The organism is Acidimicrobiia bacterium, assembly GCA_040902765.1.
Lineage (GTDB): Bacteria > Actinomycetota > Acidimicrobiia > Spongiisociales > UBA11373 > DATKBG01.
The window spans coordinates 78,085-100,051 of the sequence record JBBDWO010000028.1 but is presented as its reverse complement, the minus strand read 5'-3'; the positions used below and the strand labels follow the sequence as shown (position 1 = coordinate 100,051).

General features: G+C 67.1%; 22 protein-coding genes and 1 tRNA gene. 6 read left to right on the top strand and 17 right to left on the bottom strand.

All coding sequences use genetic code 11. From position 1 onward, the window contains the following. Window positions 1-3: 3 nt before the first annotated feature. Complete coding sequence (locus WEA29_08015; GenBank protein MEX2323696.1) at window positions 4-768, top strand: amino acid ABC transporter ATP-binding protein; 765 nt, start codon at window positions 4-6, stop codon at window positions 766-768. A 26-nt stretch (window positions 769-794) separates the two neighbouring features. On the opposite strand, the gene mgtE is transcribed toward WEA29_08015, so the two are convergent. Beyond that, window positions 795-2,126 (bottom strand): magnesium transporter, encoded by a 1,332-nt coding sequence (gene mgtE, locus WEA29_08010; protein ID MEX2323695.1) that lies wholly within the window; start codon window positions 2,124-2,126, stop codon window positions 795-797. Between the two features lie 771 nt (window positions 2,127-2,897). Here mgtE and WEA29_08005 point away from each other — a divergent pair. Both WEA29_08005 and WEA29_08000 read left to right on the top strand, forming a co-directional pair. Then, window positions 2,898-3,740 (top strand): neutral zinc metallopeptidase, encoded by an 843-nt coding sequence (locus WEA29_08005; protein ID MEX2323694.1) that lies wholly within the window; start codon window positions 2,898-2,900, stop codon window positions 3,738-3,740. Between the two features lie 147 nt (window positions 3,741-3,887). Then, on the top strand, window positions 3,888-4,691 hold the full coding sequence (locus tag WEA29_08000) for an alpha/beta hydrolase (protein MEX2323693.1): 804 nt from the start codon (window positions 3,888-3,890) through the stop codon (window positions 4,689-4,691). 407 nt (window positions 4,692-5,098) lie between these two features. Here WEA29_08000 and WEA29_07995 read toward each other — a convergent pair whose 3' ends face one another. Both WEA29_07995 and WEA29_07990 read right to left on the bottom strand, forming a co-directional pair. Beyond that, window positions 5,099-5,386 (bottom strand): NIPSNAP family protein, encoded by a 288-nt coding sequence (locus WEA29_07995; protein MEX2323692.1) that lies wholly within the window; start codon window positions 5,384-5,386, stop codon window positions 5,099-5,101. A 368-nt stretch (window positions 5,387-5,754) separates the two neighbouring features. Further along, window positions 5,755-5,829: transfer RNA gene (locus WEA29_07990), tRNA-Asn, on the bottom strand. Window positions 5,830-5,961: 132 nt separating this feature from the next. Here WEA29_07990 and WEA29_07985 point away from each other — a divergent pair. Next, window positions 5,962-6,183: a CsbD family protein gene (locus tag WEA29_07985; protein ID MEX2323691.1), complete on the top strand. Its 222-nt coding sequence runs from the start codon at window positions 5,962-5,964 to the stop codon at window positions 6,181-6,183. Then, entirely contained in the window at window positions 6,183-6,326 is a 144-nt protein-coding gene (locus WEA29_07980) for a hypothetical protein (GenBank protein MEX2323690.1), read from the top strand. Before WEA29_07985 ends, WEA29_07980 begins: the two co-directional genes overlap by 1 nt. A 104-nt stretch (window positions 6,327-6,430) precedes the next feature. On the opposite strand, the gene WEA29_07975 is transcribed toward WEA29_07980, so the two are convergent. The 7 genes from WEA29_07975 to WEA29_07945 form a co-directional block, all read right to left on the bottom strand. Beyond that, entirely contained in the window at window positions 6,431-7,579 is a 1,149-nt protein-coding gene (locus WEA29_07975) for an RNA polymerase sigma factor (GenBank protein ID MEX2323689.1), read from the bottom strand. Beyond that, window positions 7,564-9,336: a DNA primase gene (gene dnaG / locus WEA29_07970; protein MEX2323688.1), complete on the bottom strand. Its 1,773-nt coding sequence runs from the start codon at window positions 9,334-9,336 to the stop codon at window positions 7,564-7,566. Before dnaG ends, WEA29_07975 begins: the two co-directional genes overlap by 16 nt. 42 nt (window positions 9,337-9,378) lie before the next feature. Continuing rightward, a complete protein-coding gene (locus WEA29_07965; GenBank protein MEX2323687.1) occupies window positions 9,379-10,689 on the bottom strand; it encodes a glycine--tRNA ligase in 1,311 nt (436 codons plus the stop codon). A gap of 314 nt (window positions 10,690-11,003) precedes the next feature. Continuing rightward, on the bottom strand, window positions 11,004-12,053 hold the full coding sequence (locus WEA29_07960) for an IS110 family transposase (protein ID MEX2323686.1): 1,050 nt from the start codon (window positions 12,051-12,053) through the stop codon (window positions 11,004-11,006). Window positions 12,054-12,416: 363 nt separating this feature from the next. Continuing rightward, window positions 12,417-13,130: a polyprenyl diphosphate synthase gene (gene uppS / locus WEA29_07955; protein ID MEX2323685.1), complete on the bottom strand. Its 714-nt coding sequence runs from the start codon at window positions 13,128-13,130 to the stop codon at window positions 12,417-12,419. Next, window positions 13,123-13,839: a DNA repair protein RecO gene (gene recO / locus WEA29_07950; protein ID MEX2323684.1), complete on the bottom strand. Its 717-nt coding sequence runs from the start codon at window positions 13,837-13,839 to the stop codon at window positions 13,123-13,125. Before recO ends, uppS begins: the two co-directional genes overlap by 8 nt. Before the next feature lie 100 nt (window positions 13,840-13,939). Beyond that, window positions 13,940-14,350 carry a plastocyanin/azurin family copper-binding protein gene (locus tag WEA29_07945; protein ID MEX2323683.1) on the bottom strand — a complete coding sequence of 137 codons (411 nt, stop codon included), beginning with the start codon at window positions 14,348-14,350 and terminating at the stop codon, window positions 13,940-13,942. An 89-nt stretch (window positions 14,351-14,439) separates the two neighbouring features. Between WEA29_07945 and WEA29_07940 the strand changes: the two genes are divergently transcribed. Beyond that, on the top strand, window positions 14,440-14,730 hold the full coding sequence (locus tag WEA29_07940) for a 4a-hydroxytetrahydrobiopterin dehydratase (GenBank protein ID MEX2323682.1): 291 nt from the start codon (window positions 14,440-14,442) through the stop codon (window positions 14,728-14,730). A 74-nt stretch (window positions 14,731-14,804) separates the two neighbouring features. Here the strand turns inward: WEA29_07940 and WEA29_07935 are convergent, their stop codons facing one another. From WEA29_07935 to WEA29_07905, 7 genes are all read right to left on the bottom strand, one after another. Further along, window positions 14,805-15,275, bottom strand: a complete 471-nt coding sequence (locus tag WEA29_07935; GenBank protein MEX2323681.1) for a DNA starvation/stationary phase protection protein — start codon at window positions 15,273-15,275, stop codon at window positions 14,805-14,807. Between the two features lie 194 nt (window positions 15,276-15,469). Further along, on the bottom strand, window positions 15,470-16,252 hold the full coding sequence (locus tag WEA29_07930; protein MEX2323680.1) for a thioesterase family protein: 783 nt from the start codon (window positions 16,250-16,252) through the stop codon (window positions 15,470-15,472). After that, window positions 16,252-17,124 carry a GTPase Era gene (era, locus tag WEA29_07925; GenBank protein ID MEX2323679.1) on the bottom strand — a complete coding sequence of 291 codons (873 nt, stop codon included), beginning with the start codon at window positions 17,122-17,124 and terminating at the stop codon, window positions 16,252-16,254. Before era ends, WEA29_07930 begins: the two co-directional genes overlap by 1 nt. Continuing rightward, a complete protein-coding gene (locus tag WEA29_07920) occupies window positions 17,121-18,293 on the bottom strand; it encodes a hemolysin family protein (GenBank protein ID MEX2323678.1) in 1,173 nt (390 codons plus the stop codon). Before WEA29_07920 ends, era begins: the two co-directional genes overlap by 4 nt. Then, complete coding sequence (gene ybeY, locus WEA29_07915; protein ID MEX2323677.1) at window positions 18,290-18,754, bottom strand: rRNA maturation RNase YbeY; 465 nt, start codon at window positions 18,752-18,754, stop codon at window positions 18,290-18,292. Before ybeY ends, WEA29_07920 begins: the two co-directional genes overlap by 4 nt. Beyond that, window positions 18,751-20,970 (bottom strand): HDIG domain-containing metalloprotein, encoded by a 2,220-nt coding sequence (locus WEA29_07910; protein ID MEX2323676.1) that lies wholly within the window; start codon window positions 20,968-20,970, stop codon window positions 18,751-18,753. The genes ybeY and WEA29_07910 overlap by 4 nt, the downstream gene beginning before the upstream one ends. Continuing rightward, window positions 20,967-21,944 carry a PhoH family protein gene (locus tag WEA29_07905; protein ID MEX2323675.1) on the bottom strand — a complete coding sequence of 326 codons (978 nt, stop codon included), beginning with the start codon at window positions 21,942-21,944 and terminating at the stop codon, window positions 20,967-20,969. The genes WEA29_07910 and WEA29_07905 overlap by 4 nt, the downstream gene beginning before the upstream one ends. Between the last annotated feature and the right edge of the window lie 23 nt (window positions 21,945-21,967).

The following is a 21,967-nucleotide window of genomic DNA, read 5'->3' as shown; positions in this document are numbered from 1 at the left end:
AGCATGTTCTCTGACGCCACCGAGGTAACGGGGACCGGCGACGTCATCATCGACATCGACGACCTCGACAAGTTCTTCGGGGACTTTCAGGCGCTGAGCAACATCAACATGAACGTCGGGCGCCAGGAGGTGGTCGTCGTGTGCGGTCCCTCCGGCTCTGGGAAGTCCACGCTGATCCGCTGCATCAACCGCCTGGAGAAACACGACCGGGGGCGCATCGTCGTCGACGGGATCGAACTCTCCGACGACATCCGCAACATCCAGGAGGTTCGCCTGGAGACGGGAATGGTGTTCCAGCAGTTCAATCTGTTCCCGCACCTGACGGTGATGGACAACATCACTCTCGGTCCGCGCCAGGCGCGGCACCTCCCCCGCAAGGAGGCCGAGGAGTTGGCGATGCAGTTGCTCACCCGGGTCAAGATCCCCGAGCAGGCCCGCAAGTATCCCGGGCAGCTGTCGGGTGGTCAGCAGCAGCGGGTCGCCATCGCCAGGTCGCTGGCGATGAACCCCAAGGTGATGCTGTTCGACGAGCCCACGTCGGCTCTCGACCCGGAAATGATCAAGGAAGTGCTCGACGTCATGAAGGACCTCGCCCGCTCCGGCATGACCATGATCGTGGTCACCCACGAGATGGGCTTCGCACGGGAAGTGGCCGACCGGGTGGTGTTCATGGCCGATGGGGAGATCGTCGAGGTCGGCACCCCGGAGCACTTCTTCACCGACCCACAGGAGGAGCGGACCAAGCTGTTCCTGTCGCAGATCCTGTAAGGGGATGCGCGCTTTGCGAGTGAGCCCTACCCGGTCAAGTCGAGCACTGCCCGGGCGATCAGGAAGTAGATGATCAGCCCGGTGGCGTCGACCAGCGTGGTGATCAGCGGCGCCGACACGACCGTGGGATCCACGCCGAACCGCTGAGCCAGCAAGGGCAGCATCGATCCGGCCAGTGTCGCCCACGTGCAGATGGCGACCAGGGTGAGCCCCACCACAGTCGCCATGTCGCTTCCGAAGAACAGCCCGACCGGGATCAGGCTGGCGGCGCCGAGCATGAGGCCGAGCATGAGGCCGACGCGTGCCTCCCGCCAGATGACCCGTGGCAGGTCGGGGAACCGCACCTCGCCGAGCGCCATGGCCCGGATCACTGCGACCGCGGCCTGTGAACCCGAGTTCCCGCCCGTACCGCTGAGCAGCGGGATGAACAGGGCCAGCGTGACCACGGTCGCCAACTCGACTTCGAAGTGCTGGAGCACCTGGACGGTGAGCCCGGCGGCGACGATGAGGACGAGCAGCCAGGTGGCGCGGGCACGGGCCAGTCCGAATGCCGATGCCGACATATAGGGGCGACCCAGCGGCGTCGTGGCGCTCTGGCGGGCGATGTCTTCGGTCTCCTCACGCTCGATGACCTCCATGGCGTCGTCGAAGGTGAACACGCCGACGATGCGCTCATCCCCGTCGACCACCGGCAACGCCAACAGGTCGGCCTCCTGGATGAGCCGGGCTGCGTACTCCTGGTCATCGGTCACCCGGACCGAGTGCACGTCGGTCGCCATCAGGTCGCCGACCACCGCATCCGTGTCCTCCAAGACCAGCTTCTTGAGTGACACGACGCCGACGAGACGGCGGTGCCCGTCGGTTACGGGCAGGGCGTAGATGGTCTCGGCGGCCCGCCCCGCCTGACGGACTTTCGCCAGTGCCTCCTCCACCGTCATGTCGGCGTGCAGGCTGACGAACTCCGGGCTCATCACCCGGCCTGCCGACTCGGGCGGATAGCCGAGCAGCACGTTGGTCAGCTCACGCTCGTGGGGGCTCAGCTGGCCGATGAGGCGATGGGCGACCATTGCCGGCATCTCGTCGAGCAGCCGGGCCCGGTCGTCAGGATCCATCGACTCGACGATGTGACGGACCCGGTCGGCACGAAGGCCCTCGAGCACCTGCTGCTGGTCCGGCGGGTCGAGCAATTCGAAGACTTCCAGGGCGCGGTCGCGCGGCAGCAGGCGAAACGCCAGGCCCTTGTCGTCGGGATCGAGCCGGGCGAGCTCTTCGGAGGTCTCGAGGACTCCCGTCTCGCCCAACCACTCGTGCAGGGCATCGACGTCCCCGGCTTCGATGAGTTCGGCAAGCGACGCCATCAGGCTCCTCCCGGGACCGCCAGCAGGCTACCCGATGCCTGAGAGGCGAGAATTGGCCCTACGGCAGCGGTTGGCCAAGGCAGACGTCAGCCAGCAAGGATCGGGCCACCGGGCCAGACGGGTTCTGGTCGGGCCGCGCACCGATCCTGGCACTCACTTGTCCGGTGGCGCTGCGCTTATCTCGCCGAGTACCGAATCGGGATCCCTGTCTTCGGCGACCTCGCACCCGGAGTGGCCGCAGCCACAGTGTGCGCTCTGTCGACCGCCGATACGGCACGCCTCACTACAGAAGTCCGCTCGATCGGCGACGAGGCAGGTACACGCATCGTGCTGGCACTGCATCCCCGTGCCAGTGTTCTCAGGAACCGTCATGGACGAGCTCCCCTCGGAGACGCGGGTACCGCGGGACGGCATGGACGCAGCAGTCGCTGCCGAGATTGTAGCGGCTGAGCACGGTGCTACACCCCGTGGTGCTGCACACTGCGGTTTCCTCGCGCAGCCGTGGCTTTCGGCCGAGGGAACTCCCCATTAGCCGGCCTCGGACCGCTTCTCGCTGGTCGATGCTCATGTCGTGACCTCCTCGACATGGTGGGACCGCGCACCTACCCAGAAAAACGGCTGCTCAAACGCATGTGAGCAGCATTCGCGTCGGCCCGGTCCGGCGTCTACCACCGCCGTCGCAGGCGTGACCGTCGCCTGGTCTGTGTTTCCTACCCGTGGCGTCGGGGTATGAGCGTGGCCCGAGCGGATGTCCGAGCGGATTGGAGTGCAATGACGATCCGAGAAGACGCACAACTCGATCCCGGCCAGGTTCGCGATCGCCGCGGCAAGGGCGCCGGCATCGCGGTCGGCGGCCTGGGCGGAATCCTCGCCTTGGTGCTATTCCTGGTGCTCGGCGGAGACCCGGCGCAGTTGCCTGCCGGCCTCGATGGCGAAACGGTGGGCAGCGACCAGGACACCGAGCTCACCGACGAGTGCCGGACCGGCGCCGACGCCGCCACCCGCGAAGACTGTCGCATCGTCGGCTACGTGAACAGCATCCAGGCGTACTGGGGCGGTGCGCTCGATGGGTACCAATTGGCCACCACGACGTTCTTCGAAGAGGGGGTCAATACCGGATGCGGCCACGCGACGAGTGCGGTAGGCCCCTTCTACTGCCCGGTCGACGCCGGGATCTATATCGACCTGGGGTTCTTCGAAGTGCTGCGCACGCGCCTCGGTGCCGAGGGCGGCCCATTCGCCGAGGCCTACATCATCGCCCACGAGTACGGCCATCACGTGCAAAACCTGATGGGCACCCTGACTGCCGGAGGCGGTGCAGGCGCCGAGGGCCACTCGGTGCGGACCGAGCTGCAGGCCGATTGCTTCGCCGGAGTCTGGGCAAGTCACGCGGTGGCGACCGGGTTCCTCGAGCCCATCACCGACGCCCGACTCGCCCAGGCACTCGACGCCGCCGCCGCCGTGGGAGACGACCGGATTCAGGAGCAGACGCAGGGCCAGGTGAACCCCGAAACGTGGACGCACGGATCATCCGAGCAGCGCCAGGAGTGGTTCCTCGTGGGCATGAACAGCGGCGGTCCCGACGCCTGCAACACCTTCGACGCGGAACTCTGATGCGACGGCGATCGTTCGCCAGGGCAGACGCCGCACCTCGACCTGGAAGGAGAGTCGTGTGGCTGAGCGGTGGCTCCGGGGGAGTTTCGAACTCCCAACCAGACAAGGAGGGGGAAGAGAAAACTATCGGCGTACGCTCCGTCTCACATGCGGCCTAGTTCTGGCGTCATCGGCGTAGACGGCACCGATCTCTACTACGAGACCGGCGGTTCGGGTCCGCCCGTCGTGCTCCTCCACGGAGGTTGGCTGCACCTGAGGCAATGGGACGAGCAGGCTGAGGCGCTTTTCGCCGACCACTTCGTGGTTCGCTACGACGTCCGCGGGTATGGCCGTACCCCGCTGGGGGACCGTCCGTATCGACATAACGAAGACCTCGCGGCACTCCTACACGCCCTCGGCGTCGATGCCGCCCACTTTGTGGCGTTGTCGATGGGGAGTGAGGTGGCCCTGGACCACGCACTCACCAATCCCGGCGCGGTGCGCAGCCTCTTCATCGGCGCACATCCGATGCCTGGGTACGACCTCGGTCCCACGTTCAACGAGCCCTTCCGAGCCATCGCGCGTGCCGGAGCCGCAGGCGACAAGGCTCTCCTGCGGAGGCTGCTCTGGGATTTCCCACCGTTGCGGGTTGCCGGCGGGATTCCGGAGGTGCGACGCCGGCTCGAGCGTATGTTCGTAAACGAGTACACGTGGGCGCATGTCCGGTCTGACGTCCCGCCGCGCCTGCCGGTGGAACCGTTAGCCAGCGGTCGGCTTCACGAGATCGTCCCACCCACGGCGGTCGTCGTCGGCAACGGCGAGATGGACGTGCTGCTCGGCCAGGCCGACTACATGCTCGCCCGCATCCCCGGCTCCCGGAAGCTGGTCGTGGAAGGCGCGGGGCACATCGTGAACATGGAACGGCCGGAGACTTACACCGAGTTACTCCTCCGGTGGCTGCAAGAGCATTAGGTCCGACGGGTCCAGCCGCAGATTCGGCTCCGCGCCTCGGGCTGGTCCCTCATCGTTGGGTGGCGTGCTGGCCCCCCATCGACTGACGGATACTTCTCATCGGTTGTGACGGCCGCCCGGAGGAGGGGTTTGTCTTGCCGGTCAGGGCAGAGGTTGTCCGGCTCGCCGGCGTACGTCACACGACCGCACGTAGTACCAGCAGTCGTGAGGAAACGACCCGTCGAACATGCTGTCGACCGTGTCACTAGTGCGCTGACCTCCATCCAAGAGCAGGGCTCGTGACCCCGGCCCTACTGACGGAGACCATGGAGGATCTCGCGCGAAAGTGGAGCGAACCCTTCGTGCCCGTCGGCCATATCCTCCCCGGTTTCCCTCCCGACATCTGAGCGAAGACCCTCCGAGGTGGTTCAGAGGGCCGGGACCACGAACTCCTTGTGCGCCTCCTCGATGAGTCGGGCCGGGTCCGGCGATAGCCGGCCCCGGTCGGCCGACTCGTAGTAGGTACGGTCCACCGCCTCGAAGTCCCCTTCGTGGGCCAGCAGCCACACGAAGCGGTCGGTCTCCGGGTTCGACCAGGCACCGATGATCTCGAAACCGAACTCCGCTCGCAACGGCACCACCCCCGCACGCCATTGGTCGACGAACTCCTCCAGGGCCCCTGACCTGATCCGAAAGTCACGTAGCTGATACCTCACCTTCCGCCTCCTTCGCCCTCGCAGCGGCGGCACGGCCCGTCGTCCTGGGATCGCATGCCGTGGCGAAGTGTCGCACGGGGCGGCGCGTGCCGTCCGGGTGGCTAGGCGCGTGGCGGTGATGGAGGCCAGGCCGTCGGCCGCCTGCCCCGATCAGCGGATGATCTCGCCGTCCGGTGCGACAGCAGCTCGGGCACCGCAACGCGACCGTGACCCTCAACACCTACACCCACCTTTTTGAGGGCGATCTCAGCGAGGTGATGGACCGCCTGGAAGTTCACTCCGCGACCCAATCGCGTCCTGAGCGCGTCCTGGGAGCAGTTGTGCCACTGCCCGAGAGGAGACAAAACCCCCGCTGACCAGGGGTTTTCTGGCTCCGGGGGGGAGATTCGAACTCCCAACCAACGGATTAACAGTCCGCTGCTCTGCCGTTGAGCTACCCCGGAATGGATCACACCGATCGGCCGGGAAGGGTACCACCGGTCGCAAGGCCTCCTCCCCCGCCGCACCGTCGCACCAGGTTTGCCGCCACCCACCGTTGGGTACCTGAGCCTGGCACCCAACAGGGAGAGAGACCTGTGGACCAGGAAACAAAGCTGAAGTGGCAGGGCCGCTGGGATCAGGTCAAGGGCCACGCCAAGAAGACATGGGGCCAGCTCACCGATGACGACCTCACGGTTGCAGAAGGTGACTTCGAGGCTCTGGTCGGCCGGATCAAGGAGCGGACCGGTGAGACCGTCGAGGCGATTCAGAAGCGATTCGAATCGGCCTTCGGTGACGACGAGAACGACGACACCTGATGGGGATCGCAATATTGATCCTCCTACTGGCGTTGGTGGTCGGCGGTGTGGGACTGTTCGTCGGAGCCCTCAAGTGGCTCCTGATCGTGAGCCTGGTGCTCCTGATCGTGGGCGCCCTGCTCGGAAGACGCGCACGCGTCTAGGAGGCACCGAGACACCTCCCGTGAGGGAATAGACCGGTCGGCAACGGCCGGTCTATTCCGCGCGTCGGGTCTACTCGCGCAAGGCTCGTCTGCCCGGCCGGACGCTACCCGTCCCCCAGATACCCCCGGAGACGATCCGCCCTGGCGGGCTGTCTGAGCTTTGCCAGGGCCTTCGTCTCGAGCTGACGCACCCGTTCCCGGGTGACCTTGAAGTGGCGACCAACCTCCTCGAGGGTGCGCACCTGGCCGTCGGCGATCCCGAAACGCATGACGAGCACCTGCCGCTCGCGTTCGCTCAGCTCTTCGAGGGCCATCCGCAGGTAATCCTGGAGGAGCCGGAACGATGCTGCCGCCACCGGTGCCTCGGCGTCGTAGTCCTCGACGAAGTCGCCGAGCGTTGCCGAATCGTCATCGCCCCCCAATGGCGTCTCCAGGGACAACGGGTCCTGAGCAATGCGACGCAGCTCGCTGACCTTGGACGGCTCCAGTTCGAGATCCTCGGCGATCTCCTCGATCGTCGGCTCGCGGTGCAGGGCCTGGCTCAGGTTGCGCTGAGCGGCAGCGAGCTTGTTGATCGCCTCCACCATGTGCACCGGGACCCGAATGGTGCGGCCCTGATCGGCGAGGGCCCGGGTCACCGACTGGCGAATCCACCACGAGGCGTAGGTGGAGAACTTGAAGCCACGGCGGTAGTCGAACTTCTGCACCGCCCGCATCAGGCCAAGGTTGCCTTCCTGGATGAGATCGAGCAGCGGCATCCCCCGCCCCACGTACTTCTTGGCGATCGACACGACCAGCCGCAGATTCGATTCGACGAGGTGCTGCTGGGCGCGCGCTCCCTGGCGAACCGAACGCTCCAGGATCACCCGCTCGGCGGTGGCGAGATCGTCGGGTGCGGTGGCCAGCTTCTCGACCGCCCTGATCCCCGACTCCATCTGCATCGACAGCTCGACCTCGGCCTGAGTGTCGAGCAGCGGCACCCGCCCGATCTCCTGGAGGTACATGCGCACCGCGTCGCTGACCTCGATGCCTTCGCTGTCCGGGGTCGTCCCGTAGTGGTCCTCCGGGGAGTCTTCGCGGACCTCCACCGACTGCGACTGGAGCGCGTCGAAAACCCGATCGAACGCCTCGGGCGACACCTCGGCGTCCTCGAGCTCCTGGAGGATCTCGGCCATCATCAGGAACCCGCGCTGACGGGCCCGTTGGCTCAGCGTTTCGAGGACCTCGTCTTCGGTGATCAGGAGGAACTCCACAGTTCGCGGCGCCGACGCTCCAACGCTATCAACTCGCCGAAGACAGTGGAATGTGCCTCGGGTTCGCGGTCGGCGTCGACCCCGGCGAGCCTCACCTTGAGCGAGTGGATCTCGCGGTCGAGGGCCCCTACCCGGACCCGGCGAATGACCTCGTCGGCCTGTGGCAGTGGCACGTCGAGCAGGGCGAGGGCACGCAGGGTGGCGGCACTCGGGGACTCGTCGGAACCGAGCAGCGACCCCAGGTCGGGAGGCTCGCCCGGCTCCAGCCCGGTGAGGGCAGGGGCGATGAGCTCGAAGGCGGCGGCGTGGTCCGGTAGACCGAACCATCCGGCGGCGTCGATGTCCCGCACCCCGGGATCGTTCGCCAGCAGCAGCCGGAGCAGTTCGCGCTCGGCCTTCTCGATCCCGGTCAACTCCCGCTCCGGCTTCGGTGCGCCCTCACCCGGCACACTCGACCGTGCCCGGGTGGCGTGCAGCGACTCGACCAGCTCCACGACCTCGTCGACCGACCGGGTCACCAGGCGATTCGCCAGGAAACGCGCATACTCGGTCCGAGCGGTCCGGTCCGGGTGGGTGGCGACGATCGCCGCCGCTGCCCGCAGCGCTCTCGCCGCCGCCTCGTGGTCGTGTTGGTAGTCGAACCGCGCCAGTTCGGCCTCGATCCGGGTCTGCATCAGCGGGGTGGAATCCCGCACCGCCGATGCCAGCAGCTCGACCTCACCCGCCGCAACCACGTCAGCCGGATCCCTGCCGACGGGCAGGGAGGCGACCCTCAGGTCGAGGTCACCGGGAACACTGCGGTCGAAGCCCCGGATGCTGGCGCCCTCACCGGCGGCGTCGGCGTCGAACATGAGCACCACCCGTTCGGTGAACCGTCGGAGCAGATCCAGGTGCTCCTCGCCGAGAGCGGTGCCACAGGTGGCCACCGCCACCGGCATGTCGGCCAGGTGCAAGGCGATGACGTCGGTGTAGCCCTCGACGACGACCGCGTTACCGGCACGGACCATCTCACCCTTCGCCCAGTTGAGTCCGTAGAGCAGCTGCGACTTGCGGTAGATGGGCGTCTCCGGCGAGTTCAGGTACTTGGGACCGTCGCCGTCGAGGAGACGCGCCCCGAATCCGACGGCATCGCCCCGGACGTCGAAGATCGGGAACATGATCCTTCCGCGGAATCGATCGAACACCCGGCCCGTGCCCGCCCGGATCGCCAGGCCCGCCGTGACCATCACGTCTTCGGGCACCTTGTGCGCCCGGAGATGGCCCACCAGGGCGTCTCCGCTCTGCGGGCTGTAGCCGAGTCGGAACCGGTCGACCACGTCGGCGTCGTACCCACGCCCCCGCAGGTAGCCACGGGCTCCCCCGGCGTCCCTGCCCTCTCGGAGCCGCTCCACGTAGAACGACACCGCCTTCTCGGTGGCATCGACCAGCAGCTCGCGCCGATCACGGCGCTTGGCCGCCTCGGGATCGCGCTGGAGGGTGACGTTGGCCCGGCGTGCCAGCAGTTCCAGCGAGTCGGAGAAGTCGAGTCCCTGCGTCTCCTGCACCCAGGTGAAGAGATCCCCGCTCTTGCCGCAGCCGAAGCAGTGGTAGAGGCCGCGAGCGGCATCCACCGACATCGAGGGCGTCTTCTCCTGATGGAACGGGCACACCGCCATGACGCTGCGGCCGCTTCGCTTGACCTTGGTGATCTCGGCGACCAGTTCGACCAGATCGGTGGCATCGCGGACGCGTTCGATGTCTTCCCGCCGATAGGCCATGAAGCGAGGTTACCGGCTGCCCATCACCTCACACGGGGCCGCTCAGGCGTCGAGCACGGTGGTGAAGTGATCGACCAGCCCATCGATCGGGATCCGCACCTGCTCGGTGGTGTCCCGGTCGCGGATGGTCACCGCGTCGTCGTCGAGGGTGTCGAAGTCCACGGTGACGCAGTACGGAGTGCCGATCTCATCCTGCCGGCGGTACCGACGGCCGATCGACTGGGTCACATCCACCTCGATCGCCCACCGGCGTCGCAGCAGGGATGCCACGCGTGAGGTCACCCCAACGAGGTCGTCCTTCTTCGAGAGGGGCAAGATGGCGATTTTGATCGGGGCCAGCCGCCGGTGCAGCCGCAGCACTACCCGGGCCTCCCCACCCACCTCGTCCTCGTCGTAGGCATCCATGAGGAAGGCGAAAGCGGAGCGGGTCACGCCCACCGCCGGCTCGATCACATGCGGGAAGAAATGCTCGTCGTTCTCCTGGTCGTAGTACCGAAGGTCGGCCCCGCTGTGCTCGCTGTGGGCGCGCAGGTCGAAGTCACCGCGATGGGCGATGCCCTCCAGCTCGTCCCATCCCCACGGGAACCGGTACTCGAGGTCGCTGGTGGCGCTGGAGTAGTGCGACAACTCGTCGTCGTCGTGGGCCCGCAGGCGCAGGTTGTCGGCGGTCATGCCCAGGTCGACGAACCACTGCATCCGGGCCTCCAGCCAGTACTCGTGCCACTGCTGGGACTCCTCGGGTCGGCAGAAGTACTCCATCTCCATCTGCTCGAACTCCCGGGTGCGAAACACGAACTGCCCCGGGGTGATCTCGTTGCGGAACGCCTTGCCGATCTGGGCGATCCCGAATGGGAGCCTCAGGCGCGCCGTTCGGCGCACGTTCTCGTAGTTGATGAAGATGCCCTGAGCGGTCTCGGGGCGCAGGTACACCACCGCCGCGTCCTCCTCCACCGGACCGAGGAAGGTCTTGAGCATCAAGTGAAAGGCACGGGGCTCGGTGAAGGCGCCACGGGTGCCGCAGTTGGGGCAAAGGTCCGGCTCCTCCAGCTTGTCGAGCCGAAACCGGTGATTGCATGACGTGCACTCGACGAGGGGGTCGGTGAACGACGCCTCGTGGCCCGAAGCCACCCACACCTGTCGACTCTGCAGGATCGCCGAATCGAGGCCGACGACGTCGTCGCGGTCACGCACCATCGTGGTCCACCAGGCGTCGCGGATATTGCGCAGCAGCTCGGCCCCGAGCGGGCCGTAGTCCCAGGCCGAGCGAAGACCGCCGTAGATCTCCGACGACGGGAAGACGAAGCCACGGCGCTTCGACAGGTTGACGATGGTCTCGAGGGACGGGGCAGGCATGGGTGCGGAGGATAAACCGGTGGCGTACGGCAGGGGCTAGTCGTCTCGGGCCGAGAGGCCCAGAGTACCTGGTACTTGGGGGCGCGCGGATGGGGGGCGACCCGTTCTGACTTTGCTCCCCCGAAGGGGGAGGTGGCAGCGGCCGAAGGCCGCTGACGGAGGGGGAGGCCAGACCCGTCGCGAGGCCCACGTAGCGTTCGCCCTCCCCCCTCCCCTCCGGTCGCTGCGCTCCCTACGGGACTCCCCCCTTCGGGGGGAGGAACCGCAAAAAAAACCCCATCACGCGGTCCCCTCCCCCGCAGGTTGCTCCTATGTCAAGCGGCTTCGGCGAGGCTGGTTATAGCGTGGTGGGCGTGATGGTCGGTGAGGAGGCTTTTGTAGACGACGTCGGATAGTCGGCGTCGCAGGATTCGTAGGGCGTCTCGTTTGGTTTTGCCTGAGGCGGTGACGCGTTCGATGAGGTCTCGTGCGGGTCCGGGGGTTCGGAGTTGGGTGATGGCGATGCGATGCAACGCGGCGTTGAGTTGCCGGTTGCCGCCTCGGTTGAGTCGATGGTGGTTGGTGTTGCCTGACCACACGGGTATTGGGGCGGTGCCGTTGTGGCGGGCGTAGGCGTTGCGGTCCCGGAACCGGGTTACCGAGGCTGTCTCTGCGACGATCTTGGCTGCGGTGAGTGGCCCGCAGCCATGCAGGGCCAGCAGGGATGGTGCCAGCGGTTTGATCCGGGTGGTGATCTGCTTTTCGAGGGCCGTTCCGGCCGCGGTGAGTTCCTGGCATCGGGCAACGAGGTCGGAGGCGATCTCGGCTCTCACCCCACTCATAGTCGTGAGGGCTTGGGCGACCGTGTCGAGGGCCCGCAGCGACGTCAGGTTCTTGCAGGTGTCCTCGAGGGTCGGGTCCAGGTCGTAGAGGTGCCAACGCAGCCGGTTGATGATCGCGGTGCGTTGCGCCACAAGGTCTTCGCGGTGATCGACGAGCAGACGGATCTCTAACTCGTCTTGATCCAACCGTGCTACCGGCAGCCCCGGTTCGCGCAGCACCGCCCGGGCCACCGCGAGCGCGTCGATGGGATCCGACTTGCCTCGTGCCCTGACGCTACGCCTAGTCCCGGCCATCAGCTTGGGAGGAACCCGAACCACCTGCGCGTCGGCACGCACCAAGTCAGCTTCGAGCCGTCGAGTGACATGACGGCAGTCCTCTGCCCCGAACCGAACCTGTTCACCCCACCTGCGAGCCCAACGCACCAGCTCCAGATGCCCCACCGAGTTAGCCGCCACCGTCTTGGTTCCAAGCTCAACCCCGTTGTGATCCACTGCCACTGCCGTATGGGTGCGCTTGTGCGCGTCGATTCCGATGACCACCATGATCCCGTCTCCTTTCAGTAGGGATGACCGCCAGAACCGGCCGGTGGGCAAGCCTCAGTTGAGGCGGGAAGCCAAGCTCCTATCAAGCCTCGCCTGCCGGTTCGGCGCGTCCGGTGGGCCGGCACAACCTACGAAAGCCACAACCCACAACGAGAGGGCAGGGAGGTGGAGAGCCAGACCCACCAGACACCCCCCAACTATGACACTGAGGGGAGGTGGCAGCGGCCGAAGGCCGATGACGGAGGGGGAGGCCAGACCCGTCGCGAGGCCCACGTAGCGTTCGCCCTCCCCCCTCCCCTCCGGTCGCTGCGCTCCCTACGGGACTCCCCCCTACGGGGGGAGAGAGTTCCTGTCGTCAGCTGGTTAGCCGTCGGTGACCTTGCCGAATCGGCGGTCCCGGCGTCGGTACTCCTCCACGCAGGCGACGAGATGCTCGGTTCGGAAGTCGGGCCACAGCGTCGGGGTGAACACCAGCTCGCTGTAGGCGGCCTGCCACAGGAGGAAGTTGCTGAGGCGATGCTCCCCGCTGGTGCGGATCACGAGGTCCGGATCGGGCATCTCCGGGATCTCGAAACGAGCGAGCAGGGCTGCCTCGTCGATCTCCTCGGCGGCGAGCTTCCCCTCGGCCACATCGACCGAGAGGCGGCGAGCCGCTTCGACGATCTCCGCACGACCACCGTGGTTGAAGGCGAACACCATGGTCATCGCCGTGTTGCCGGCGGTCAGCGTCTCGGCGGCCGCGATGTTCTCCCGGAGGCGATCACCCACGCGCGGGTCGTTCCGGTCTCCGAGGAAGCGCACCCGTATGCCGAGTTCGTGCAGCTCGTCTCGGCGTCGAGTCAGGAGATTCTCCTTGAAGCCCATGAGGAAGGCCACTTCGTCGTCAGGGCGGGACCAGTTCTCCGTGGAGAACGTGAACACGGTGAGCCACTCGATGCCGAGCCCGAGCGCACCGTGGACCACTTCGAACAGCGCCTCCTCTCCGGCGGCGTGTCCCGCTGTCCTCGGTAGCCCACGCGCCTCCGCCCAGCGGCCGTTGCCATCCATCACGATGGCGACGTGGCGAGGATCAGACATCGACACTGAGAGAGGTGAGCCGGCGATCCAGGTGGTACTCCAGGAAGCGCCTGGTCACTCCCATCGCCTCGCCGACGAACCCGGGGTCGGCCTCGGGCAGATCGGCCAGATCGGCCGAAGCGATCCGTTGCAGGTAGGCGGTGAGCCCGGCCCGCAGCGGCACCGCGCCCTCTGCGGCCTCGTCCTCGCACAGGATGCCGCCACCGGCGAACGAGAACCGGGAGAGACGATCCGGCCGACCGCACCCGGCGCATCGATCGAACGATGGCGCCACGCCGACCACGTCGGCAACTTTGAGGAGGAACGACGCCACCAGGTCGGGGTGCCGTGGGCCGGCCTCGAGCGCCCGCAGCCCGCGTTGCAGGAGGAGAAACGCCCGCAACGCAGACTCCTTCTCCTGGATCACCGCATCGATCGCTTCGACCATGGTGCCCGCCGCCAGCACGCGCTCCAGGTCGGCTCGAAGGGCAGGGAATCCTTCGATCACCGAGACCTGGGTGATCGTGTCCAGGTTGCGACCCTCATAGAGGACCAGATCGACGTGGGTAAACGGCTCGAGGCGCCCGCCGAACCGACTCTTCGTCTTACGGACCCCCTTCGCCACGGCCCGAACCTTGCCCGAATTGGGGCTGGCGATCACGACGACCCGATCGGCCTCACCGAACGGATATCCGCGCAGCACGATCCCCTGGTCGGAACGGAGGCCCATGGAGACAGGCTAGAGCCAAAGGGATGAGGGACGAGGGACGAGGGAGCAGGCACCGGACAGCAGAGCAGGCGGCTCCTCGCCCCTCGCTCCTGGCCCCTCCCTAGCCGCTCACCACGAGCGTGCCGGTCATCCCCAACTCGACGTGGCCGGAGGTCGTGCAGATGACCTGGTAGATGCCTGGCTCGGGTGCCACGAACGAACCCACGGCCGACGATCCGGGCGTCCCGTACACCTGGAACAGGATCCTCTCCTCGGGAAGCCCGACCGCGGTCGACACCTCGTCCCCGGCGGTGAGCACCGTCCAGGTGTGATCGGTACCGGATGGGTTGTCACCGGTCACGTTCACCGTGGCCCCGGCGGTCACCGTCACCGACTCTGGAGCGAAGAAGTAGTCCTCCAGCGTCACGGTCACGGATTGGGGGCCCGTCGCGCCCTGCGTGGTCGTCGTCCCTCCTGAGCCGCCACACCCGGCGACGAGCAATACGGCACACAGGACAAGCAGGCGGCGCATGTGGAGAGTTCCTTCGTCTCGGTCCCGCGCACGCTAGCGCGGTCGTGCGGAGATGCCATTCGGCCGGGAATCGGCCAGAATGCCGGGCTATGGCAACACCACTCGACAAGGCCAGCAGGGCACGGCTCACCGACACCCATCCCGATTGGGAGCTGCGCGGCGAGGAGATGACTCGAACCCTGACCTTCGACGACTTCGCCGAGGCCGTCGGCTTCGTCGTGCGCGTCGCCATCGCCGCCGAGGCGGCCGACCATCATCCGGACATCGACATCAGGTGGAACCGGGTCACCCTGACCCTGTCCACGCACTCGGCGAAGGCTCTCACCGACCGCGACATCGGACTCGCGTCGACCATCGACGCCATGGTGACGGACGCATGACCCCCGTCCGCGACCGGTCCGAACTGACCTGGTCAAGCCCCCGCACCTGACGCGCCGGTCCGGACCGACAGGTCTCAGGCGCTCATCGCCCGCAGCATCCACGCCGTCTTCTCGTGTATCTCGACCCGATTGGTGGCGAGATCGGCCGTCGCCACGTCGACGGCCTTCTCGGCTTCCTCGACTGCCGTCCGGGCGGTCTCCGCCAGGGTCTCATGACCCTCGGCAAGGGTTCGGACCATGTCCCCGGCCGGGGTGATGCCGTCGGTCGCCTCGCCGATGCTGGTCAGCTCTGCAAACGACGCAAAGCTTCCGGGGGCGAGGAATCCCAGCGCCCGAATGCGTTCGGCGATCCGGTCGACGGCCTCGCGTAGCTCGACGTACTGCTCCTCGAACATGTTGTGCAGGGCGTGAAACTGCGGTCCTTCGACGTTCCAGTGATAGTTCTGAGTCTTCAGGTACAGCGTGTAGCTGTCGGCCAGCAGCGTCGACAGCGCCGCTGCGATCCCGGCGCGGGCCTTTCTGCCCGCCTCGGTACGGATGCTCATCGAGTAACCCTTTCGATCGCTCACCACCAACCTACGGCACCAGCGGGCCTAGGCGGAACCGACCAAAGACCCTTCCTTTCGCGAACACCGCGTAGGGGGTGCGCGAATAGGCTCGCCCCGGGATCAGGTTTCGGCTTGTGGTAAGCCGAAACCTGATGAAGCCAGCGACCTATTCGCGCACCCCCTTAGGACCGCTACCGCGGCACCAGCGCCAACTGGCGGGACTGTGCCACCAGGCGTCCGCTCTCGTCCCAGAGTTCGCCGTCCTCCTCCAGCATCCCGTCGGTGATGAAGTGACTGGTGAAGACGCCGCGCAACCATCCCCGTACCGGACGCCGCCGCACGTGCACGGTGAGTTCGACCGTCGGCACCCATCCGACCGACGCGTCGGTGAAGAAGACGGCCGGGGGGAAACTGTCCGCCAGCATCAGCAGCGCCACCTCGTCGATGGGCTCGCCGTCCCGCAGCCGCACCCACCCCGACACCCGCGGCCGACCCGTACCGCCGAAGGCGGCGTTGTCCGGATGGATACGCATCTCGATTCGTCCGACGAACGGCGGCGGGAACGTCTCCGTGGGCAGAACCTCGATGCAGTCGTCGGGCTCGGGCAGATCCGGTGGCCCGCCGTCGATCCGCTCGTAACCTTCATAGACCCCGTCACCGTCTCCGAACGTCCCCAGCGCCTCGAGGATGGTCCGATCCCCGGCGACTGCGGCCCGAACCGTGGAGAACCGCTTTCCCGCCTTCAGGACCTCGGCGGTCACCGCCACCGGACCCGCAACCGCAGGGGCGAGGAAGTGGGCGGTCATGGTCACCGGCGCCGGCCGTCCGCTGAGCGCAGCAGAGGCGCGCGCCGCGACCGCCATCAGGTAGCCGCCATTGACCCTGCCGACGATGTCCCAGCCGGGCGGAATCACCGCGGCGAAAGACCGCTCCCCGCTCGATGTGATCGCGGTCGCTCGGGAGAACTCTCCCATCACAGGCCCAGGCGCTCGATGATCCCGGGGCGCTCCTGCCAGTCCTTCTCGACCACCACCTTCAGATCGAGGTGAACCGGGCGTCCCAGCTTCGCCTCGAGCTCGACCCGAGCCTCGGTACCGGCGTCCCGGAGCAGCCCGGCACCCTTGCCGATGACGATGCCCTTCTGACTGTCCCGCTCCACCACCACCCTGGCGGAGACCGCGAGCAACCCGTCATCACGGTGCTCCAGGTCATCGACCACGACGGCGAGAGAGTGCGGAAGCTCGTCACGCAGTCTCGACAGGAACTTCTCCCGGATGGCCTCGGAGATGAGGAACTCGTCGCGCTGGTCGGTGGGCATGCCCGTCGGGAAGTAGCGCGGCCCCTCGGGGAGCAGCTGAGCCAGTTCCTCAACGACCGCCTCTACCTGCTCACCGGTGAGCCCGCTCACCGGCACATAGGCGGCGAAGTCCCACTCTGCCGCCTCGGCGAGTCGCTCCAGGGTCCTGGCGGGGCCGGCGGCATCGGTCTTGTTGACCACGCACACCACCGGCGTACCCGTGTGCCGGAGTCGCTCTGCGATGAGTCGATCGCCGGGTCCCACCGAACCGGTCCCGTCGATGACGAATACCACGGCGTCGGCGTCGGCCAGGGACCCGGTCACGATGCTGTTGAGCCGGGACCCGAGGGCGGTCCGGGGACGGTGGAAGCCCGGCGTGTCGACGAACACGATCTGCAGGTCTTCTCGATCGAGGATGCCGCGGATGGCGGCTCGCGTCGTCTGCGGCCGATCCGAGGTGATCGACACCTTGGTGCCCACGATGGTGTTGATGAGGGTCGACTTGCCGACGTTCGGCCTCCCCACGACCGGCACGAATCCGGATCTCACGAGGGAGCGATCCGCACCCTCGACACCCGCCGTCCCTGCATCCCGTCGACGGTGAGGGTCAGGCCCTTGACGTCGAATGACTCCCCCTCCTCGGGTACCCGGCCGGCCAGGGCGAGGACCAGGCCGCCGACGGTGTCCCAGTCGCCGGTGGGGATGGGATGACCGATCGCGTCGGATAGCTCGTCGACCGAGAGGCGCGCATCGACGGCATAGGTTCCATCGCTCAGCGCCTCCACCATCGGCGCCTCCTCGTCGTACTCGTCGACGATCTCGCCCACGATCTCCTCGACGAGGTCCTCGAAGGTCACCAATCCTGCGGTGCTGCCGAACTCGTCGATCACGATGCACAGATGGTTCTTGGCCGCCTGCATCTCACGAAGCAGTTCGGAGACCCGTTTCGTCTCAGGGACGAAGGACGGCTGGCGCATGATCTCCGTGACGGGACGCGGGCCGGTACCGGCATCCATGAGGGTGAGCAGGTCGCGGGCGAACAGGATCCCGACCACATCGTCCACCCCGTTGCCGAGGATCGGAACGCGCGATCGGCCGTACTCCAGGACGACGTCGAGTGCCCGGTCGGTGTCGTCGGTGGTGGAGACGGTGATCATGTCGGACCGCGGCACCATCACCTCACGGACGATGGCGTCGCCGAAGTCGAGAACCGACTCGATCAGCTCGATCTCCTCGCTCTCCTGGTCTTCCGGACTCTCGGACGAGGGTTCCTCTCCGTCATCGGCTACGAGGAGGTCAGCGGCGAGTCTCCCCACCGCGGCAGCGGGCATGGTGAGCCACCAGGTGCGATAGGCGGGCCTGCCGGGGCGTCGACGGCCGAGCGACCGCGGTATCACATCGCCGAAAGCGACGAGGAAGGCGCCGAGTCCGAGGAACGCGCCGGCGAGGGCCGCCCCCGACGCCACGGTTGTCACCGCCCAGGTCAGCGGTATCGCCGCCGTCACGAGCAGGGCCGAGTGCACCGCTCCGATCGATGGCTGCAGTATCAACGGCGGACGCTCGAGCATTTCGGCGACCCGGGCGGCACCACGGTCACCGTCGGCGGCGTCACGCAGGGCGTCGGCCCGCGGGGTGTGGAGCAGCGAGGACCCGGCGAAGCGCAGGACGGCCGCGGTGACGGCGACGACGACACCGAGAGCGAAGGCGGTCTCGCTCACGATACCGACCTGCCGATGCTGCCGAGCAGCTCGTCCTCGCGCCGCTCCATCCGATCGGCATCCTCGTCCGACTCGTGGTCGTAGCCCATCAAGTGAAGGATGCCGTGGGCGAGGAGCAGGTGCAGAAAGTCGTCGAACGGGATGTTCTGTGCACGAGCGCGTCGCTCCACTTCGGGTGGGCACAGGAAGACGTCCCCGAGCGCCACCGGCGGATCACCGGGCAGCCACTTCGGCGGGGACCCCGGGATGAGGTCCTCCAGTGGGAAGGCGAGTACGTCGGTGGCGCCGCTGCGGCCCATGTGATGCTGGTTGTACTCGCTCATCTGCGTTTCGTCCACGAGGAGTACCGACAACTCGGTGTTCGCCGGGTACCCCTCGGCCGCGGTGACCACATCGGCGAACCGAAGAAGCGAGTCCCCATCGACCGGCATCGTCTGCTCATCGCTGAAGAACACGCTCATGCCGGTTGGGGGGCTCCCGGGAAGCCCGGATACGGGATGCGCGTGTGATAGTGGCTGATGAGGGCGTCGACGAACGCCTCCTTGACCCTCGTCAGCTCGCCGAAGGTGACGTCGGACTCCTCGAGCTGACCGTCCTCCACCTTCTCGGTGATGATCGACTCGACCTTGCGCCGGATGCCCTCGGATGTCGGGTCCTCCTCCTGGGCCAGAGAGCGAGCCGCGGCCTCGGTGGCGTCGGCGAGCATGACGATCACCATCTCTTTGGTCTTCGGTTTGCGACCCCGGTGACGGAAGTCGGCGGGATTGATCTGATCCCCGTCCACGTCGCGGGCCTTGTGATAGAAGTACCGCATCAGGCTGGTGCCGTGGTGGGTGAGGATGCCCTGGGCGACGTCCGCCGGAATCCGATACTCGCGGGCCAGCTTGAGGCCATCCGACACATGACGACGGATGATCCTGGCCGATTCGATCGGGGGTAGCCGATCGTGGGGATTGGTGACCCCGAACTGGTTCTCAACGAAGAACCGCGGCTGCTCGGTCTTGCCGAGGTCGTGGTAGTAGGCCATCGCCCTCGCCAGGAGCGGGTTGGCGCCGATGGCGCGAGCAGCCCGATCGGCCAGACTCCCGACCAGGATCGAGTGGTTGAAGGTGCCCGGCGCCGCCTCCTCGATCCGCCGCAGGGCGGGATGGTTGCGGTCGGTGAGATCGAGGAGGGTTTGGGTGGTGGTGATGGCGAACACGGTGGCGAGCACGGGAAGGATTCCGAGAGCGACCACACCGGCGACGATTCCCCCGATGAATCCCCAGACCACCGACAGCCATATCGCATCCTCGCCATAGAACCTCCAGGCCAGGGCCGCCGCCATGGGCACCTGCATGGCCGCCGAGAACACGACGGCCATGTTGAGCTGGGAACGCGACGCCACCGCCGACACCAGAGGGATCGGTGCGAGCGTGGCGAGCCCGGCGAACACGGTGAGGGCGAGATCGGCCGTGACCAGGCCGGTGAACGCACTCACCGGCACCGCCATGAAGGCAGCGACCCGCGTGTCGAACAGGTTGGCCGCCAGGTAGCCGAACAGCGCGGCGGGTAGCAAGAAGCCGAGCTCGATGCGGTCTCGGGCGACCAAAGCGGGAACCCGGCTGGCGACCGCGGCGAGCACGATGAGGAGCGAGAACAACCCGATGAGACGGGGGTGACGCCAGTACTCCCCGGCGACCCGTGCCAGGAAGACGGCCCCCAGGAGCACCACGATGGCGGCGATAACGCTCGTGGCCCGCAGTCCCTCCGACACTTCGGGAGGCACCAGCAGGCCCAACTCCTGGATCGCAGCCAGGTGCACCGGCTGCACCAGGTCGCCCACCCGGACGACCACGCGCCCCGGTTGGTACTCGACCTCGGCATCGGGCACCGCGGCTGCGGCGGCTTCCCGTGCCTCCCGGGTCGCCTCGGTGTCGAGCTCTTCGTTGGCCCTGAGGAAGTTGGCGACCAGATCGGCGACCGCAGGGCGAGCGGTCTCGTGGAGGTCGTCCGGTACCAGCGGCAACAGGGGCGGGTTGTTGACGATGGCGGCGCGCGAGTCGTTCAACTCCACGACGGTGATGCCCTCGGTGAGTAGATCCTGCGCCGTGTTGATCGTGTACTGGCGGATGATCGGCAGGACGGCCTCGTCGCCAGCTGCTTCCCGAGCCGGGTCGTCGTTGACGATGCCGACGATGGTGTCGATGGTCTCCTCGCGGATAAGGACGTAGAGGGCTCGGAGCTCGGCAGCCTGTTCGCTCCGGGGCGGCGGTTCGGGTGCCGCCGTGGTCGTCGTCTCCTCGTCGCCGGTGTCCTCCGCGGGTTGAGTGGTGTCGGTGGGCTCCTCGTCGTCCCCCGGATCTTCCTCTTCGACCGGCAACCGAGCCACCCGCCGCGCCTCGTTGAAGAACCGGCTGATGTCGCTGAGGGCGAGCTGCGTGGCCTCCTCGTTGAAGGAGTAGATGTCGGCGACCGCCGCCGCGGCGGCCTGACGCTGTCGGGCGGTCTCCTCCTCGTCGATGACGGTGACCATGCGGGTGGCCACGAACGTCTGTGGCGCCGGTTCGCCGATGCGCAGCACCGGCACGTCGGGGGTCGTTTCCCGGCCGATGGTCAGGCCGAGGGCGGTGAACACCACCGCCATGACCAGGATGCCGAACTTGGCGGCTCCGGAGAGCCGCGTCTGGATCCTCATCGCTCTCCGGGTTGCTCTTCGTGTCGCCGATACGCCTCGACGATCGTGGCGACGATCCGATTCCTCACCACGTCGTCGGCAGTCAGGGTCACGAAGGCGACCTCCGGGATGTCGGCGAGGATGTCGCGAACCTGGCGGAGACCCGATGCCTTGCCGGCGGGCAGGTCCACCTGGGTGACGTCGCCGGTGATCACCATCTGCGAGTTGAAGCCGAGTCGGGTGAGGAACATCTTCATCTGCTCGGGAGAGGTGTTCTGCGCCTCGTCGAGCACGATGAAGGCGTCGTTGATGGTGCGGCCGCGCATGTATGCCAGCGGGGCGACCTCGATGGTTCCGCGGTCCATGAGCCGGTGGGTCTCCTCGGGACCGAGCATCTCGTACAGGGCGTCGTAGAGCGGCCGCAGGTACGGATCGACCTTGGCCGCCATGTCGCCGGGCAGGAAACCGAGACGCTCCCCCGCCTCGACGGCGGGCCGGGTCAGCACCAACCGGTTGACCGAGCCGGCCTGCAGGGCGGCCACGGCGAGCGCCATGCCCAGATACGTCTTACCGGTACCGGCGGGACCAATGCCGAACACCATCGTGTTGCGTCGAATCGCGTCCACGTAGTGTTTCTGATTGAGCGTCTTCGGGCGGATCACCTTCCCCCGGCCCACGGCGACTCCGTCCCCGAAGACGTCAGTGGGACGAGCCGCATCGGCGACGACGAGGTGGATGGCGCGCCGCACCCCGTCCTCGTCGAGCGCATGGCCAGCCGTCACCAGCGCGATCAGCTCCTCGATCACGATGCGCGCATCGCGCACCCCGACCTCGGTTCCCGAGAGCCGCACCTCGTCTCCGCGGGCCACGATGCGCGCGTCGGGGAACGCCTCTTCGATGAGACGGATGTGGGCGTCGCGCTCACCGAGCAGAGCCAGCGTGTGGTGGTCGCTCGGAAGGCGCAGCGTCACCTCGTTGAGGGAGGCCTGCGTCACGTGGATGAGGTTACCTGGTACGG